At 67.4% G+C, this 16,330-nt stretch carries 19 protein-coding genes; 6 read left to right on the top strand and 13 right to left on the bottom strand.

All coding sequences use genetic code 11. From position 1 onward, the window contains the following. Positions 1 to 2 precede the first annotated feature (2 nt). Entirely contained in the window at positions 3 to 668 is a 666-nt protein-coding gene (locus GO488_RS12520; RefSeq protein WP_162318166.1) for a translation initiation factor IF-6, read from the top strand. Positions 669 to 713: 45 nt separating this feature from the next. On the opposite strand, the gene GO488_RS19695 is transcribed toward GO488_RS12520, so the two are convergent. Continuing rightward, positions 714 to 878, bottom strand: a complete 165-nt coding sequence (locus GO488_RS19695) for a hypothetical protein (protein WP_164509645.1) — start codon at positions 876 to 878, stop codon at positions 714 to 716. Positions 879 to 1,002: 124 nt separating this feature from the next. On the opposite strand from GO488_RS19695, the gene GO488_RS20085 reads away from it, so the two are divergent. Beyond that, positions 1,003 to 1,137 (top strand): hypothetical protein, encoded by a 135-nt coding sequence (locus tag GO488_RS20085; protein ID WP_277814711.1) that lies wholly within the window; start codon positions 1,003 to 1,005, stop codon positions 1,135 to 1,137. A gap of 29 nt (positions 1,138 to 1,166) precedes the next feature. Here the strand turns inward: GO488_RS20085 and GO488_RS12515 are convergent, their stop codons facing one another. From GO488_RS12515 to truA, 4 genes are all read right to left on the bottom strand, one after another. Continuing rightward, positions 1,167 to 1,529: a DUF5658 family protein gene (locus GO488_RS12515; RefSeq protein ID WP_162318165.1), complete on the bottom strand. Its 363-nt coding sequence runs from the start codon at positions 1,527 to 1,529 to the stop codon at positions 1,167 to 1,169. Between the two features lie 132 nt (positions 1,530 to 1,661). Continuing rightward, positions 1,662 to 2,882, bottom strand: coding sequence for a proteasome-activating nucleotidase Pan2 (pan2, locus tag GO488_RS12510; RefSeq protein WP_162318164.1), 1,221 nt, complete (start codon positions 2,880 to 2,882; stop codon positions 1,662 to 1,664). Between the two features lie 150 nt (positions 2,883 to 3,032). Further along, positions 3,033 to 4,823 (bottom strand): oligoendopeptidase F, encoded by a 1,791-nt coding sequence (gene pepF, locus GO488_RS12505; protein ID WP_162318163.1) that lies wholly within the window; start codon positions 4,821 to 4,823, stop codon positions 3,033 to 3,035. Between the two features lie 82 nt (positions 4,824 to 4,905). Then, the gene (truA, locus tag GO488_RS12500) at positions 4,906 to 5,709 is read right to left on the bottom strand and encodes a tRNA pseudouridine(38-40) synthase TruA (protein ID WP_162318162.1); all 804 of its coding nucleotides are present in this window, start codon (positions 5,707 to 5,709) and stop codon (positions 4,906 to 4,908) included. 275 nt (positions 5,710 to 5,984) lie between these two features. Between truA and GO488_RS12495 the strand changes: the two genes are divergently transcribed. Further along, positions 5,985 to 6,491, top strand: a complete 507-nt coding sequence (locus GO488_RS12495) for a GNAT family N-acetyltransferase (protein ID WP_162318161.1) — start codon at positions 5,985 to 5,987, stop codon at positions 6,489 to 6,491. Here GO488_RS12495 and hisS read toward each other — a convergent pair. From hisS to GO488_RS12470, 5 genes are all read right to left on the bottom strand, one after another. Next, positions 6,488 to 7,786: a histidine--tRNA ligase gene (gene hisS / locus GO488_RS12490; protein WP_162318160.1), complete on the bottom strand. Its 1,299-nt coding sequence runs from the start codon at positions 7,784 to 7,786 to the stop codon at positions 6,488 to 6,490. The two genes, GO488_RS12495 and hisS, sit on opposite strands and share 4 nt — an antisense overlap. 187 nt (positions 7,787 to 7,973) lie before the next feature. Next, on the bottom strand, positions 7,974 to 8,573 hold the full coding sequence (locus GO488_RS12485; RefSeq protein ID WP_162318159.1) for a DUF7411 family protein: 600 nt from the start codon (positions 8,571 to 8,573) through the stop codon (positions 7,974 to 7,976). Beyond that, positions 8,574 to 8,921 carry a DNA-binding protein gene (locus tag GO488_RS12480; RefSeq protein ID WP_162318158.1) on the bottom strand — a complete coding sequence of 116 codons (348 nt, stop codon included), beginning with the start codon at positions 8,919 to 8,921 and terminating at the stop codon, positions 8,574 to 8,576. Positions 8,922 to 8,998: 77 nt separating this feature from the next. Then, the gene (locus tag GO488_RS12475) at positions 8,999 to 9,460 is read right to left on the bottom strand and encodes a 30S ribosomal protein S19e (protein WP_162318157.1); all 462 of its coding nucleotides are present in this window, start codon (positions 9,458 to 9,460) and stop codon (positions 8,999 to 9,001) included. 62 nt (positions 9,461 to 9,522) lie between these two features. Continuing rightward, entirely contained in the window at positions 9,523 to 10,560 is a 1,038-nt protein-coding gene (locus GO488_RS12470) for a lysylphosphatidylglycerol synthase transmembrane domain-containing protein (protein WP_162318156.1), read from the bottom strand. Between the two features lie 135 nt (positions 10,561 to 10,695). On the opposite strand from GO488_RS12470, the gene thiL reads away from it, so the two are divergent. After that, complete coding sequence (thiL, locus tag GO488_RS12465; RefSeq protein WP_162318155.1) at positions 10,696 to 11,562, top strand: thiamine-phosphate kinase; 867 nt, start codon at positions 10,696 to 10,698, stop codon at positions 11,560 to 11,562. Between the two features lie 7 nt (positions 11,563 to 11,569). Here thiL and GO488_RS12460 read toward each other — a convergent pair whose 3' ends face one another. The 3 genes from GO488_RS12460 to GO488_RS12450 form a co-directional block, all read right to left on the bottom strand. Then, on the bottom strand, positions 11,570 to 11,710 hold the full coding sequence (locus GO488_RS12460; RefSeq protein WP_162318154.1) for a hypothetical protein: 141 nt from the start codon (positions 11,708 to 11,710) through the stop codon (positions 11,570 to 11,572). Between the two features lie 211 nt (positions 11,711 to 11,921). Further along, entirely contained in the window at positions 11,922 to 13,103 is a 1,182-nt protein-coding gene (locus GO488_RS12455) for a site-2 protease family protein (protein ID WP_162318153.1), read from the bottom strand. An 87-nt stretch (positions 13,104 to 13,190) separates the two neighbouring features. Next, complete coding sequence (locus GO488_RS12450) at positions 13,191 to 13,439, bottom strand: DUF7123 family protein (RefSeq protein ID WP_162318152.1); 249 nt, start codon at positions 13,437 to 13,439, stop codon at positions 13,191 to 13,193. A 355-nt stretch (positions 13,440 to 13,794) separates the two neighbouring features. On the opposite strand from GO488_RS12450, the gene pyrH reads away from it, so the two are divergent. Both pyrH and lysS read left to right on the top strand, forming a co-directional pair. Beyond that, positions 13,795 to 14,481, top strand: a complete 687-nt coding sequence (pyrH, locus tag GO488_RS12445; protein ID WP_162318151.1) for a UMP kinase — start codon at positions 13,795 to 13,797, stop codon at positions 14,479 to 14,481. Then, positions 14,481 to 16,121 (top strand): lysine--tRNA ligase, encoded by a 1,641-nt coding sequence (lysS, locus tag GO488_RS12440; protein ID WP_162318150.1) that lies wholly within the window; start codon positions 14,481 to 14,483, stop codon positions 16,119 to 16,121. The genes pyrH and lysS overlap by 1 nt, the downstream gene beginning before the upstream one ends. Positions 16,122 to 16,330 lie beyond the last annotated feature (209 nt).

The raw sequence follows: 16,330 nt of genomic DNA, 5'->3' as shown, positions 1-16,330 counted from the left end.
ACTTGCTCCGCGCCGCGTTCTCCGGGTCGTCGTACGTCGGTGTCTTCGCCCGTGCGACCGACGACTGCGTGCTGGTCCGCCCCGACGTAGACGAATCGCTGCGCGAGGACTTAGGCGAAGAGCTGGAGGTGCCCGTGGTTCCGACGACCATCGGTCAGTCGGGGACCGTCGGCGCGCTGGCGACCGGCAACGGGAACGGCCTCCTCGTCTCCGCTCGCGTCCGAGACCGCGAAATCGAGGAGATTCAGGACGTCGTCGACGTGCCGGTGACGAAACTGCCGGGGCGAATCAACGCCGCCGGCAACGTCGTCTGCTGTAACGACACGGGCGCGTACGTCCACCCGGACCTCTCCGAGGAAGCCGTCGAGACGGTCAGCGACGGACTGGGCGTCCCCGTAGAGCGCGGCGTCATCGCCGGCGTCAACACCGTCGGCACCGCCGCCGTCGCCACCAACGAGGGCGTGCTCTGTCACCCGAAGGCGACCGATGGCGAACTAGACGCCCTGGAGGAGCTGTTGGGCGTCCCCGCCGACATCGGCACCGTCAACTACGGCGGCCCGCTCGTCGGGTCGGGACTGGTCGCCAACGACTACGGCTACGTCTGTGGTTCGGACACCTCCGGACCGGAGCTGGGCCGCATCGACGCGGCGCTCGGCTACATCGACTGACCGCCGTTTCTCTCCGAACCCGTTCTCCGGCGACCGGGATCGCTCTCAGGACGGATGTTGGTGAGAGAGCTTCTCCGCGACGACGCCGGGAACCTGCGTGCCACAATCTGAACAGGTCCACGTCGGCGTAGTGCCGGTTCGCTCACGCGTCAAGTCCTGCCGGAATCGAAGCGTCGCCCCGCAGAGGCACTGATGCGTCGTTCCGCTCATGGGTCGCCGTTGGTCCCGACCGGCAGTAAGTTCTCGGACGGTTCGAGCGCCCGGCGGTCGTCTCTCGCTCGATGGTTCACAAGTCGTGACAATAGTTAACACCTTCTGGTCGAAACAGACTCGTATGGCTCAGCGATCCGAGGACGCCGAGCGGGCGAAACTGCTCGTGTGTCGAAAGTGCGGATACAGTACAGACGTGCTTCGGTCGTCCTGTCCGGAGTGCGGGGGCGATATGATCGCCGACCGCGGCGAGGAGTGAGCGGGACACATCGGCTCGACGCTACCCGTTCAGAGGACGGTGACGAGCGCGACCGTATTCAGGGCGACGACGAACGAGGAGACGAGCGCGAACCCGACGAGCGCCGCCGTCGAGCGGCGTTCGTCGAGGGCGGCCCAGACGAGGGCGACGACGACGAGTGCCCCGATTTTCAAGATTGCGAGACCGACGACGCCGTAGCTCTCGATGAGCGCCCGCGCGACGGCGTTCCCCTCCCGGAGACCGAGTTCGAGTCCCACCGTCGTCGTCACAATGTCGAACAGCGACGTGAGGAGGATGACCGTCCACAGCACCGCGTGTGACACCGACAGCTCGCCGCCGATGGGGATCCAACGCGCTAGCTCGCCGTCGGTCAGTGAGTGGTCCGATGTCACCGTTGTCCGCCGTTTCACGGGCCACTTCCCTTACTAATCGCCGACTAACGGACGGATACGACCGCTATACTGTCGGATAACCGAACGGAAGCGTGCAGGAAAAGAGGGGTTCCGTTTCGAGTTGGAGCCCGCTCAGGCGAACGCGACCGGCTGACTGCCGGACTCCTCCTCTTGGTCGAGCTTCTCTCGGGCGGCGCGGAAGTCCGCCTGTTCGACGGTCGTTCGGTCGTCGCGGATGGCGAACATCCCGGCTTCGGTCGCCAGCGAGGCCAGTTCCGCACCGGAGAGCCCGTCGGCCTCGCGAGCGAGCGCTCGCAGGTCCACCTCCGAGTCGAGGTTCATCCGCTCGGTGTGGATCTCGAGGATGCGCTCGCGGCCCTCGACGTCGGGGTTGGGGACTTCGATGAGGCGGTCGAACCGACCGGGCCGGAGGATGGCGCGGTCGAGCATGTCGAAGCGGTTGGTGGCGGCGATGATGCGGATCTCGCCGCGGTCGTCGAAGCCGTCCATCTCCGAGAGCAGTTGCATCATCGTCCGCTGGACCTCGGCGTCGCCGCTGGTCTTCGATTCGGTTCGCTTGGCGGCGATCGCGTCTATCTCGTCGATGAAGATGATGGCCGGCTGGCGCTCGCTGGCCAGTTCGAAGAGGTCACGGACGAGCCGTGCGCCCTCGCCGATGAACTTCCGAACGAGTTCGGAGCCGGCCATCTTGATGAAGGTGGCGTCGGTCTCGTTGGCGACGGCCTTCGCCAGCATCGTCTTGCCCGTGCCGGGCGGGCCGTGCAGCAGGACCCCGCTCGGCGGGTCGATGCCGACTTCGTGGAACTGTTCGGCGTTGATCAGCGGTTCCTCGACGGCCTCGCGGACCTCTCGGATTTGCTCCTCTAGGCCTCCGATGTCCTCGTAGGAAACGTCCGGCGACGCCTCGACTTGCATCGCCTGTGCGCGCGCGTCCGTCTCGGGGTCGAGGATCTCCTTGACGCCGAACGAGTCGTTGATGGCGACGCGGTCGCCGGCCTCCAGGCTCTCGCGCATCGACGGGGAGACCTCCGTCAGGACCTCCTGGTTGTTGCCGTGCTGCTTGACGACGACGCCGTCGTCGGTCAGCTCCTCGACGGTGGCGATGTACAGCGACGAGGTCTTCAGCATCTCGTTCTCGCGCTCGAGCTGGTCCACCTCGTCGGTGAGCGAGGTCTGCCGACCGCGGGCGTCGTCGAGCTGGTCGGTGAGCTGTTCGTTGATGCGGACGATCTCTTCGAAGTGGTCCCGGAGGGCCTCGAGACGCTCCTCGGGCGTCATGTCTGGATCGAGGTCGAGCCGTGGCCTGTCCGGAAGCGAGGGGCTACGCGACATTTGGGTGCCCGGTACTACACGGTTGAGACACAAAGTGCCTTTGGGTCAACCGCGGTACGCGGGGGACGCGAACGCTTCAGGTCCCGCTGTCGAACGACAGACGGTTGAGACGGCGAACGGTCGCCGCGCACGATGGGAGTGATCGGTGAGCTACAGGAGGCTGGCGAACTCGTCCAGGTACTCGCCGTACGTCGAGAGCGCCGAATCGACCGGCTCGGGGCTGGCCATGTCCACGCCGGCGTTCCGGAGCAGTTCCAGCGGATACTCCCGCGACCCGCTGCGCAGGAAGTCGACGTAGCGCTCCGCGGCGTCGTCGTCCCCTTCGAGGATGTTCTCGACCAGCGCGACGGCCGCGGAGATGCCGGTGGCGTACTGGTAGACGTAGAACGCCCGATAGAAGTGCGGGATTCGCATCCACTCGCGGGCGATGCGGTCGTCGAGGGTCGCCGGGTCGTAGTAGTCGCCCTTGAGGTCGGCGTAGAGGTCGTCCAGCCGGTCGGGCGTGAGCGGCTCGCCCGACTCGCTCATCTCGTGGGTGCGGTGTTCGAACTCCGCGAACATGGTCTGTCGATACAGCGTCGAGCGGAACCGCTCTAGGTACTCGTTGAGGACGTGTCGACGCAGTCGCTCGTCCTCGACCGTCTCCAGCAGGTGGTGGGTCAGCAACGTCTCGTTGACCGTGCTGGCGACCTCGGCGACGAAGATCTCGTAGCCCGAGTAGACGTACGGCTGCTCCTCGCTGGTGAACTCGGAGTGCATCGAGTGGCCGAGCTCGTGGGCCAGCGTGTACATCGATTCCACGTCGTCCTGATAGTTCATCAGGATGAACGGCTGGGAGTCGTAGGTGCCCCCGGAGTACGCCCCCGACTGCTTGTGCTCGGTCTCGTAGACGTCGACCCAGCGCGACTCCAGTCCGTCGGCGAGGCGGGACTGGTACTCCTCGCCCAGCGGCGCGACGGCCTCGGTGACGTACTCACAGGCCCGCTCGTACTCGATCTCGGGCGACTCCTCCTGCACGAGTGGAACGTAGAGGTCCCACATCTGCAGTTCGTCCGCGCCGATGGCCTCCCGTTTCAACTCCGCGTGGCGGTGGAGGTGGTCCAGGTTGTCGTGGACGGTGTCGACCAGCGTGTCGTAGACTTCGACGGGGACGTTCGGACCGTTCAGGGCGGCTCCGCGGGCGCTGTCGTAGTTGCGCGCCTGTGCCATCTTCACGTCGGTCTTGACCGAGTTCTTGTAGGCCGTGCCGACGGCGTTCCTGACGCCCTCCCACTCGTCGTAGAAGGCCTCGTAGACGCGCTGGCGGAAGTCCCTGTCCGGGTGTTTCTGGAGCGTGGTGAAGTTGTTGAGCGTGACCGCTCGGGTCTCGCCGTCGGGGTCCTCGACCGTCGGGAACTCCATGTCGGCGTTGGCGAGCATGTTATAGACCTCGCCGGGCGCGCCGGTCACCTCGCCCAGTTCGGCCAGCAGGTTCTCGACCTCGGCCGAGCGGGTGTGCGGTTTCATCCGGAGCACGTCGTCGAAGTAGTGGCCGTAGGCGTCGAGGTCGGGCTCCTCGTCCATCATCGACTCGACGTCGCTCCGGTTCAGTTCCTGTAGCTCGGGTTCGATGAAGGAAGCCGCGCTGCTGGCTTCCGAGGAGAGCGACTGACTGCGGGCGGTCAGCGCCTGATAGGTGTCGTCGGTCGTGTCCTCGTCGCGGCGCATCCGCGCGTAGGCGGTGACGTTGGCGACGACGCGCATCAGTTCCTCGTACGTCTCCAGCACCGACAGGAGCGTCTCGGCGTCGTCGGTTACCTGCCCCTCGTAGGCCGCGAGGTCCTCGATGCGTTCCTCGGCCTCCTCGTACGCGGCTTCCCAGTCGTCGTCCGTCGCGTAGAGGGACTCTAGGTCCCACTTGTACGCCTCGTCGATGTCGCCGCGTGCGGGTACCGAACTCATGTCCCGGTCTAAGCAGGGGGGCCGGGTAAGCCTTTTCAGCTACGGACCGACGCCGGTCTGACTCCGGGGACCGTCCATCCGGCTACGAGAGACCGTCGCGGACGGTCCCGGCGACCCTCGCCGTCGTCCGCCGCTCGGCCCGCAACCCGTCGAAGATCTCTCGGGCGCTCGCGCGGGCGTCGGGATCGGCGTCGAACCCGACGCCGGGGTAGGTCACGTCGGTCAACACGAGCGGATACGCCGGCGCGGGAGCGACGCCCTCGGGTCCCTCGACGGGTTCGGGACCGAGAACTCGCTCGACCTTCGGAAACGACGACTCGCCGCGGGCGACCTCGGCGATCAGCCCGACGACGCGCCGCACGAGCTGGCGACAGAACCCGCCGGCTCGCAGTTCGAGGACGAAGAAGTCGCCGTCGCGGGTCAGCGACCCGTCGAGGGTCCGGACCGTGCCCGTCTCGTCCGGCGTGAGGTTGTGGAAGTCGTGTTCGCCCCGGAGCCCGTCGAGGGCCGCCCGCGCCATCACTTCGGCGGCGTCGGGCGCGTAGAGGTGGTACGTGTAGGTGCGCTCGCTCGCGTCGTGGGTGGCGTGGAAATCTCCGGAAACGTCGCTACTGGCCCACGCGCGGATGCTCGCCGGGAGCTCACTGTTGAACGCCTTCGGTGAGAGCCACGCGGGCGCGTCGAACGCGACGGTCTGGGCGACGGCGGAGACGCCGGCGTCGGTGCGACCGGCCGCCGCGTAGCCCTCGGGCGGCCCCTTGGCCCGGTCGCGAACGCCGAGCCGCGAGAGCGCGTCGAACAGCGCGTCCTCGACCGTCGCCACGTCGGGCTGGCGCTGGAACCCGTTGTAGGGGCGACCGTCGTAGGCGATTCGATAGGCGCGCATACCCGATGCTCGACGGCGGTGCACTTGTACTGTCCGATTGCCGACATTCGAGGTGGCGGCAACTGCATCGAGAGCTGTCAGCTCGCGCAGACCCTCGGCACGCGGACCGTCGGCCGACGGTCCGCGTGCGACCCGCTTCGCCCGACCCAACCGGCCGCACCGGTGCTCGCTCGCCCCGTCGACGACTGTCTCGCCGTCGCGAGCCCCGGGTCGACTCTCAGCTACTGAGAATCGGAGGGATGAGTTTAGAAGTGTCCTGCTCCTAGTTCCGAGTAATGGCTACGTCCGCCGACGAGGTTCGCCGGTTTCCCCGCCCACCCGTCACGTTCACCGACCAGCGCTCCCGAACGGTCGATATCGAGGCGTACGACGGCGATCCGTCGCCGCTGGTGGCGATGTACGCACGGTTCGACGCCGAGTCCCGCGCGCAGGGGGTCCCGCCGCGGGGGGAGAAACAGACACGGGACTGGGTCGAGACGCTGTTAGACGAGGGGCTGAACGTCGTCGTCTGGCACAACCAGTCGGCGGTCGGCCACGCCGTCCTCATTCCCGAAGGCGAGTCCTCGGAACTGGCCATCTTCGTCCGCCCCGACTACCAGTCGGCGGGCATCGGGACGCGCCTCATCGAGGTACTGCTGGGTCACGGGCAGGAGAACGGGCTCGACCACGTCTGGCTGGCCGTCGCACGGACGAACCACGTCGCGATGAAACTGTACGACGGGGTCGGGTTCGAGACGCGATTGCGCGACCGGGCCGAACACGAGATGGAACGGCCGCTCTAGGCGAAGTCCTCGAACGTCGGTCGGTCGTGCTCGCCGGGGAACGAGTCGACGGGGACGCTGACCTGTTCGCCCCCGTCCATCTCCTTGAGCGTCACTTCGTCGTTCTCCAGGTCCTGCTCGCCGACGATAACGACCGTCTCGGCGTTCACGTCGTCCGCGTAGCCCATCTGCGCGCCGAAGGAGCGGTCGGCCACGTCGCTCTCGACGACGTTGCCCCGCTCGCGCAGGTCCCGAGCGATGCGGGCCGCCGTCGGGCGGGTGTCTCCCACCTGCAGGACGTAGTAGTCCGTCGTCAGCTCCTCGGCGGGCCAGACGCCGGCCCGTTCACAGAGCAGTTGGAGCGTCGCGTGGCCGGGCGCGAACCCGACCGCGGGTGTCGGCTGGCCGCCGAACCCCTCGATGAGGTCGTCGTAGCGGCCGCCGCCGAACACCGCGCGGGACACCTCGCCCGTGGAGTCGAAGCACTCGAAGACGACGCCGGTGTAGTAATCGAGGCCGCGGGCGGTCGAGAGCGAGAGCGTGACGTGCTCGCGGACGCCGAAGTCCGCGGTGGCGTCGAGCACTTCCCGCAGGTTCTCCGTGGCGTCGGCGACGGCCTCAGAACGCTCCGCGAGCGCGTCGAGTTCGTCCTCGCCGGACTGCAACAGGCCGTCGAACTCCTCGGCCTGGTCGTGGCTCAGCCCCGCCTCGTACAGTGCGTCGAGGTACTCCTCGCGGTCGAGCTTCGCGCGCTTGTCGACGGTGCGGATGGCCTCGCGGGTGTCCACGTCGGCGTCGAACGATTCGAGGAGTCCGGAGAGGATATCGCGGTGGGAGACGCGGATCTCGAAGTCCTCGCTCGTCAGGCCGAGGTCGGTGAGCATGTCGACGGCGACGGCCAGGATCTCGGCGTCGGCCGCCGGCTCCGCCGACCCGAAGATGTCGACGTTGGTCTGATAGAACTCCCGGAAGCGGCCCTGCTGGACCTGTTCGTAGCGCCAGAACGGCCGCGTCGAGACCCACTTGATCGGCTTCGAGAGCGCCTGCTGCTTGGCGACGACCATCCGCGCGACCGAGGGGGTCAGCTCTGGCGTCAGCGCCACCTCCCGGCCGCCCTTGTCCTCGAAACTGTACAGTTCCTCGACGATCTCCTCGCCGCTCTTGTCGACGTACATCTCGGTCGCTTCGAGCGCGGGGGTGCCTATCTCGCGGAAGCCGTACCGGCGGGCGACGTCCTCGACGGCGTCCATCGCCCACCGGCGCGCCTGCATCTCCTCGGGGTAGAAGTCGCGAAAGCCCTTGACGCGGTCGTACATGTCCACGCATACAGCGAGGGCGCGCTTGAACCTGTCCGTTCTCGGCCAGTATATTCGGGTTCGAGTCGAACCACCGAAACCGGTATCGAAAACAGCCAGAAAGCCCCCCAGTCAGTTCCATCCGGTTGATTGTTTCACGGGGCGAAACTCCCCGGCTGTCCGAATCTCCTACCACCGCTGAAACGACTCACCGGAGTCCGCGAACCCGCGACTGCGTGTGCTCGGGAAACACTTCGTCGACGGCCGACTCGCCGTACTCCTCGGCCAGCAGCGCCCGCAGTTCGACCTCGTAGTCGGCCTTGGGAACCTGCGCGCTCGGCCCGGTCTCGACGTCCAGTTTCTGGGCGGCCATCGCGTCGATCGCGCCGCGGCCGACCCCCGCGAGCGGCGCGAGGTAGTCGACGCCGAAGCGGTCCTCGACGCTCTGGGCCAGCGGGCGGTCGATCGTCGGGACGCGGTCGTCGCGTCGCGTGCCGTCGGCGACGGCGGCAAGCGACTCGGTCCACTCGCCCGCCGCCAGCGTCTCGACGGCGTGTTCGTGGACCCGCTGGATGCCGTTTCGCGGGTAGCCGTCGTCGTGCATTCGGGAAACGGCGGCGCGGGCTACTTCGGGGTCGAGGTCGACCGTCTCGTGGGTGAACCCGACGGCCTCGGCGGCCTCGCGGGCCGGGGCCGGGTCGGCGACGCCGAACGTCCCGGTGACGAGGGTCACGTCGTAGAAGGGGGCTAAGAGGAGCGCCGAAAGCGTTGAGTCCTTGCCAGCGCTGTACAGCAGTCCGCAGCGCATCTACCGGCGCTTGATGTCGAAGCTCTTCGAGTCGGGGGTGAGTTCCGAGAGCAGCTCCTTCATCTGCTCTTCGTCGATCTGGCCCTGTACGCGGCCGCTGCGGGCCAGCGCGACGACCTGCTGTTCGATCTGGTCGCCGATGTCGGGTTTCGACATCTTGACGGTGTTGAGGCGCTTGCGAGCGCCGTCGGTGAGGTGCTGGCGCAGGACGGCCTTCTTCTGGGCCTCGGCCTGCTCCTGTGCGGCCTGCTGCGCCTCGGCGTCGCCGCCCTCTTGCTGTTCTTTGAGCTGTTCCATCTTCTCCTTGCGGAGTTCTTCCAGGTCTTCCTCGCTGGGGTCGCCGCTCATAGCTAGTGGGAACTATCGGTGTCGGCGGGAAAACGATTTCGGAGACCCGACTACGCGCCGGAAGAGGGAGAAACCGGTTACGCGTAGCGTTCGAGTTCCGGACGGTCGATGTCCGTGAGGACTTCGCCCGCGGTGTCGTCTAAGAGCGCGCGCCCGTCGCCGGTGACGCGGCGGCCGTCGTTCTCGCTGGTCTCGACGTAGCCGGCGTCTTCGAGCTGCTGGAGCGCGGTGCGGATGATGTTGCCCGAGCCCTTGGCCTTCTGCTTGGGGCGGACGCGGTAACGCGTCGAGCCCTGCTTGGACTTGCCGTACTCGGCGCGGAGCGCGTTGACCCCGACGGGACCGTCGACGGCGACCTTCCGGAGCAGGCTGGCGGCGCGGCGCTCCCAGAAGTTGTCCTGTTCGGGCGGGAGTTCGCGGTCGACGCCGGTCTTGGTGAAGGTGACCCACTCGGGGGCCTCGATGTCGTCTTCGTCCTCGAACTGCTCGGTGAGGGCCTCGATGAGGTCCTCGGCGGGCGCGTCGTAGAGTGTCGTCATTGGCCCTTGCTTTCCGTCCGCGTCATTTAAGCGCATCGTTCGCGCCTGCGGGCGTGAACCGTTCACTCCCCGGGGCTGGCGGCCGCGTGGTTCGCGCCGAGCGCGCTGGCGACGCCGGCCCCGACGAGCGTCGGGAGCAGGTACGTCGCGCCCCGGTGGACGAGCACCGCCGACGCCGCCGCCGCCGCCGGGACGCCGGCGGTGGAGACCAGCAGCGTCACCAGGACCGTCTCGATCGCGCCCGACCCGCCGGGAAGCGGGGCGACGCTGGCGATGCTTCCCAGCGGCACGACCAGGAGCACCGTCGCTACCGGGACGGCGTAACCGATGGCGTACAGCGACGTCCACAGCGACGCGGCCAGACATCCCCATCCGACGGCCGAGAGGCCGAGCGTCTGGAGGACGGTCCGCCCGTCGGTGGCGATGCGCTCGATGGCCCCGAAGAAGCCCTCGATGCGCGCCTCGATGACGCCGGCCGTCGGCGGCGACCGTCGCGGGACGACTCGACCGACCGTCCGAACGACCGGCGTGAACACGCGGACAACCTCGGCTTCGAGTTCGTAGCGATAGCGCCAGCCGACGTACGCGCCGACGGGCAACCCGACCGCAAGCACGGCGACGGCGACGGCGGCGAACACGAGGTTGCGGCCGAGACGGACCGCGCCGGCCGCGACGAACGTGAAGCCGACGATAGCGTAGCCGATGGAGGGGACGAAGTGGACGGTGTCGACGGTGGCGATGGCGGCCAGTCCCGTCTCGTACTCGCTGTCGGCCGCCGAGGAGATGAGCAGCGCCGAGAGGGGCTCGCCGCCCGCCTGGCCGAACGGCGTGACGTTGTTCGAGAAGACGGCCGCCGTGTAGACCAGCACCGCGGTGGCGGGAGCGACGGGGGTTCCGAGCGCGTCCAGCACCGACCACAGCGCCAAGCCCCACGCGGTCATCCAGACGACGGCGATGCCGACGACGGCGAGCAACACGGCGGGGTCGGCCCGCAGCAGCGCCGCCAGCGTCCGGTCGACGCCGACGACCCACACGAGAACCGCGAGGACGCCGAGTGCGCCGACGAACCCGGCGGCCGTCGCCCAGCGGTTGCCGTCCATACCGGAGCCGTCGCGCGTCGGCGATTTGAACGTACCGACGTGTGCGCGACGGAGCGGCCCGGCGACGCGCGAGACAGCGGCCGTTCCCGCGGGCGTATCCCGTGTCGTTTTGCGCCCGGGGACCGACGCGTGCATATGGACGAACAGGCGGCCCTCGCGCTCATCGGCGACCGCCTCCCGGCGGCGGGCGACGACTGCGCCGTCCTCGACGGGCAGGTCATCACCACGGACATGCTCCACGAGCGGACGGACTTCCCCGACGGGACGACCCGCTACACCGCCGGGTGGCGGGCCGTCGGCGCGTCGCTGTCGGACGTGGCGTCGATGGGGGCCGAGGCGACGGCGGCGGTGGCCGTCTACGCCGCGCCGGAGTTCGACGACGAGGAACTGCTGGCGTTCGTCGATGGCGCGGTAGACGTCTGCGAGTCGGTCGGCGCGGAGTACGTCGGCGGCGACCTGGACGGCCACGAGGAGTTCACCGTGGCGACGACGGCGCTCGGCGACACGAACGATCCGGTCTTGCGCTCGGGTGCGTCGCCGGGCGAAGCGGTCTGCGTGACCGGCACGCTCGGCCGCTCGGCCGCCGCGCTGCGGCTGTTCGAACGCGGCGACGGCGAGGCGGCCAACGACCTGTTTCGGTTCGAACCGCGCGTGCGGGCGGGCGTCGCGCTCCGCCCCTACGCGACGGCGATGCTGGATTCGAGCGACGGTCTGGCTCGGTCGGTCCACCAGCTCTGTGGGGCCAGCGACTGCGGGGCGGCGCTCGAAACGCCGCTACCGATCGACGAACGGGTCGACGCGGTCGCGTCGGGCGACGACGACCGGCGAGAACTGGGCGCGTTCTTCGGCGAGGACTTCGAACTGGTGTGTGCGATTCCCGAGAGAAGTCTCGCGGCCGCACGCGAAGCGGTTCCCTGTCCGCTCCACCGGGTCGGTACCGTCACCGACGACGGCGTGACGCTCGACGGCGAGACGCTCCCCGACCGGGGGTACTCACACTGAGAGCCCGCTAAAATCGGTCGTCCGCGGCGAGCGCCGTCTCGACCTGTTCGACGGCCGCCGCCGCGGCGGTCGCTCGTTCGTCGTGCGTGAGTTCGCTCCCGTCTCGGTCGCCGTCAGCGTCGTCGGCCACGCCGGGGTCGGTGGTCATGCTATGGATGGGCGTACGGGACACGTCCCCGTATAAACACGAGACCGTTCGCCGCCGTTCAGCAGTTTCTCACAACAGTTCGGGACGTTATAGCCACCGTTTTTGACCGCCAGACGAGCGGTAAGACCCTCTGAAACTGCCGAAAGCGCGGCTTCTCTGCGTTCCTTCGGGATGGCTGTGAAACAGTCCCATCCGTACGACGAAAGAGTGACTACGCGGTGACTATCTCGAACGGAATGGGCGTGAAGCAGGCGACTCCGAGGACGAACGTCGCGACGCCGAGCGCGACGCGGCGGCGGTCCAGCGGTTCGTCGACCGTCGGCTCCGCCGGTCCCGCGTAGGCGAGGCCGGTCGCGAAGACGCCCCAGAACGCCCACAGCGTCCAGACGCCGAAGCCGATGGGGGGCGCGTCGCGGGTGAGATAGAGGTATCCCGAGAGCGCGAACAGCGCGCCGGGCACCGCCGCGGCGATGGTCTCCTGACGGCGGCCGACGATCGCGCGGACGATGTGCCCGCCGTCCAGTTGCCCGACCGGGAGCAGGTTGAGGAACGTGAAGAACATCCCCGCCCACCCGGCGAAGACGACGGGGTGGACGGCCTGCCGGGGGCCGTACTCGACGCCGATACCGAGTACGACGACGAGTTCTTGTAACCCCTGGAGCAGGAGCGGGTCGTGGAAGTTGATACCGTACTCGGCACCGCCGTCGAGGACGCTCTGGGGGACGGTGATCGGGTCGAGCGTGAGACCGATCACCGTGACGACGACCGTGGCGACCAGTCCCGCGAGCGGCCCGGCGACGCCGATGTCGAACAGCGCGCGCCGGCTCGGGATGCGACCGCGGATGTTGATGACGGCCCCCATCGTCCCGAGCAGCGAGGGGAACGGGATGAAATAGGGGAGCGTCACGTCCACGCCGTGATACCGAGCGGCGGCGTAGTGGCCCAGTTCGTGGATGCCCAGGACGCCCAACATCGACACGACGAACGGCCACGCCTCGACGATGCGGAGCGGCTCTTCCGCGACGGGGATGTAGTACCACCCGCTCGCGCCGACGTACAGGGTCGAGGCGATCGTCGCGAGCAAGAGCGCGACGTTGAGCCACGGAACGCCGTCGTGACTCGCTTCAGTCGGTTCCGCGACCAGCGCGTACTGCTGGCCGTGCGTATCGAGCGGCGTCCCGCCGTCGGTCGGTTTCGCGGACGCCTGTCGCTCTAACTCGACGTCGTAGCCGTACTCGGCGAATACGGGCGCGAGTTCGTCGGCGACGCTACGGGGAGGAACGAGCGGGTCGCCGAAGTATCGGAGCGTCTCTCCGTCCCGATGGACGGTCGCGACGTGGAAGACGGCCGCTAGCTCGGCGGGCGACGGGGATTCGTCGGCGGGACGACTCATCGTTCATGCGTAGAGCGTGCGGACACTAATATACTCTGCCCGACAGGAGAAGCGGGGAGGGGACCGGAACCGGGAGCGATGGCGGACTTACGCGGGTTCGACGCGCCACGTCGTCGCGCTCGTGTACGACCACTTCTCGACGTGGATCTCCGTGGCGCTGTCCTTGAGCTTGACCATCAGCGCGCCGATCTCCTTCGGCGAGAGACCGACTTCGTCGGCGATGAATTTGCTCTTGAAGTACATCTCGCCGTCGGCGGCCTTCTCTGCGAGGAAGGACTTCAGGCGCTGTTCTTTGGAGGGCTCTTCCTCGTTGGAGGGGGATGCAGTTGCGCTCATCTGTGTCACCTCGACTCCATCTTCTGCCGGAGAGAGTATATAAAGAAAGGAAGCTTCGCGTCACTTCGGGGCCTTTCAGGAAAAATCACCGTGAAATGCATATTTTATAACCGTTTCAGAGGGACTTAGACGTTTTATGGAGCGATTTAAATGCTTAGTCTCGAGGGTCGAGAACGCCATTTTTCAGAGCCGCGAACCCGGTATTATCACGTATTTCCGGCACACTTTACAGCAACTATTGCCGGTTTTACGTCTGACGTGTGTCAGCCACCGTCTGAGGGTGTGGTGTGCTGTGACGGCGGTATTCGACTGGGGTTGACAACCCTTAAGAGCGTTTCGCGGTTACGCCGGGCCAATGAAAGTCGTCGTCTCTATCGGTGGGAGCGTCCTCGCTCCGAATCTCGAACCGGACCGCGTGGCCGAGTACGCCGCCACGCTCCAGACACTCGACGAAGCGGGACACACGCTCGGCGCGGTCGTCGGCGGCGGCCCGACCGCTCGGGACTACATCGAGAGCGCCCGCGAGCTGGGGGCAAACGAGATCGAACTCGACCAGCTGGGGATCGCCGTCACGCGCCTGAACGGCCGCCTGCTCATCGCGGCGCTGGACGACCGGGCGGCACCGACCCCGGCCGAAAGCTACGAATCGGGACGGGAGGCCATCCGCCGCGGTGACATCCCCGTCCTCGGCGGTATCGTCGCCGCCCAGACCACCGACGCCGTGGCCGCCGCCTTCGCCGAGTACGTCGACGCCGACCTGCTGGTGTACGCCACCTCCGTCGCGGGCGTCTACGACGACGACCCCAAGGAAGACCCCGAGGCGACGCGCTTCGACCACCTCACGGCGTCCGAACTCGTCGACATCATCGCCGGGATGGAGATGGCCGCCGGGAGCAACGCCCCGGTCGACTTACTCGCCGCGAAGGTCATCGAGCGCGCGGGCATCCCGACGGTCGTCTTAGACGGCACCGATCCGGAACGAATCCGAGCGGCCGTCGCCGACCGCGAGTTCGACGGCACGGAGATCGTCCCGGAGGCATAATGGCCGAAGACCCCTACGAAGTCGGTAGCGGCGGCGAGCGAGCGTTCTGGGCGGACTCGGTCGCGGACGTCGTCGAGGCGCGCGACCCCGAGGACCCGATCGTCATCAAGGGTGGCGTCTCTCCCTCGGGCGTCCCGCACATCGGCCACTTCAACGAGATAATGCGGGGGTACTTCGTGGCCGAGGCCCTGCGCGACCGGGGCCACGAGGTCAGGCAGGTCTTCACCGCCGACGACAGGGACCGACTGCGGAAGGTCCCCCGACAACTCGCCGACCTGGAGTGGAACGTCGTGGGGCTGGGCGAGGTGAACGCGGGCGCGCTCGGTCGCAATCTGGGCAAGCCCTACACGGACATCCCCGACCCCTTCGGCTGCTGTGACTCCTACGGCGCGCACTTCACCAACCTGCTGAAGAGGAGCGCGGAACTCGTCGGCGTGGACGTGGAGTTCGTCTCGAACACCGAGATGTACGAAGACGGCGAGTTCGAGGCAGTTACCCGGCGCGTCCTCGAACGGGCCGACCGCGCTCGCGAGGTACTTGCCGACTACCAGAACAAGGTCGACGACGACTACGTCCCGTTCGTCCCCCAGTGTGAGAACTGCGAGAAGCTCACCGAAGGCGTCACTGAGGTCGACCTGGAGGCCGGCGAGGTGCACTACGTCTGTACGGACGTCGAGGCCGGCGACCAGACCATCGAGGGCTGCGGACACGAGGGCGTCGCCACCCTGCGCGGCGGCAAGCTCCCGTGGCGCTTCGAGTGGCCCGCCCAGTGGGAGATTCTGGGCGTCGATTTCGAACCGTTCGGGAAGGACCACGCCGAGGGCTCGTGGCCCTCCGGCGAGGACATCGCCGAGAACGTACTCGACATCGATCCGCCCGTGCCGATGGTCTACGAGTGGTTCACGCTGGAGGGCGAACCCCTCTCCTCCTCTTCGGGTAACGTCGTCACCGTCGACGAGGTGCTCGAGATCCTCGAACCGGAGGTGTTCAAGTACTTCTTCACGAAGAACCCGCGCAAACAGCGGGACTTCTCCGTCGAGAACGTCGACCAACTGGTCGACGAGTTCGACCGCTTCGAGGCGCTGTACTTCGACGAAATCGAACCGCGCGACGAGGAGGAGCGGGAGGTCGCCGAGCGGGCCTATCCGATGGTGGTAGACGATCCGCGCGAAGAGCGCGTCCGCATCCCCTACACCTTCGCCGCGGTGCTGGGGATGACCGACGACCCCGACCTGCGCGAGCAGATCGCCCGCAAGGAGGGGCATATCCCCGACGACGCGCCGGAGTGGGCCGTCGCCAACGCGCTCGCCCGCGTCGAGCGCGCTCGCAGCTGGGCGCGCCGGACGAGCAACGAGTTCGACTACGAACTCAAGCGGACCGAACTCCCCGCGACGGAGTTCGACTCGGAGACCGAAGCCGCCCTCGACGAACTGGCGGACTTCGTCGCCGAGGGCCACGACGGCGAGGAGATACAGGGCGAGATCTACGAGACGGCGAAGCGCCACGACATCGAGATCGGCGACTTCTTCTCGGCGGGCTACCGCCTGCTGTTCGACGACACCGAAGGCCCGCAACTCGGCCCGTTCATCTCGAAGTTGGACCGGGAGTTCGTCGTCGAGCGGTTGCGACGAGAGGGGTAGGTCCGCTTCCGGTCGAAAACCGCGCTCGAAGCCCAGCGAAAATTCATGTCGTCAAGGTGAATCCTACTGTATGGTCAACGTAGCATCAGCGCTCGCCATCACCGTATTTCTCGGCGTCGGATACACCGCCGTTCGCTATTTCTTGACCGATAGCCGGGAACTCAATACCGACTGGTTTCGCTGAGTCAGGCGGTTCACCGGTCGCGCGG

The sequence above is a fragment of the Haloarcula limicola genome, assembly GCF_010119205.1.
GTDB lineage: Archaea > Halobacteriota > Halobacteria > Halobacteriales > Haloarculaceae > Haloarcula > Haloarcula limicola.
The sequence above is the reverse complement of the archived record's forward strand: the minus strand, read 5'-3'. Positions and strand labels throughout refer to the sequence as shown.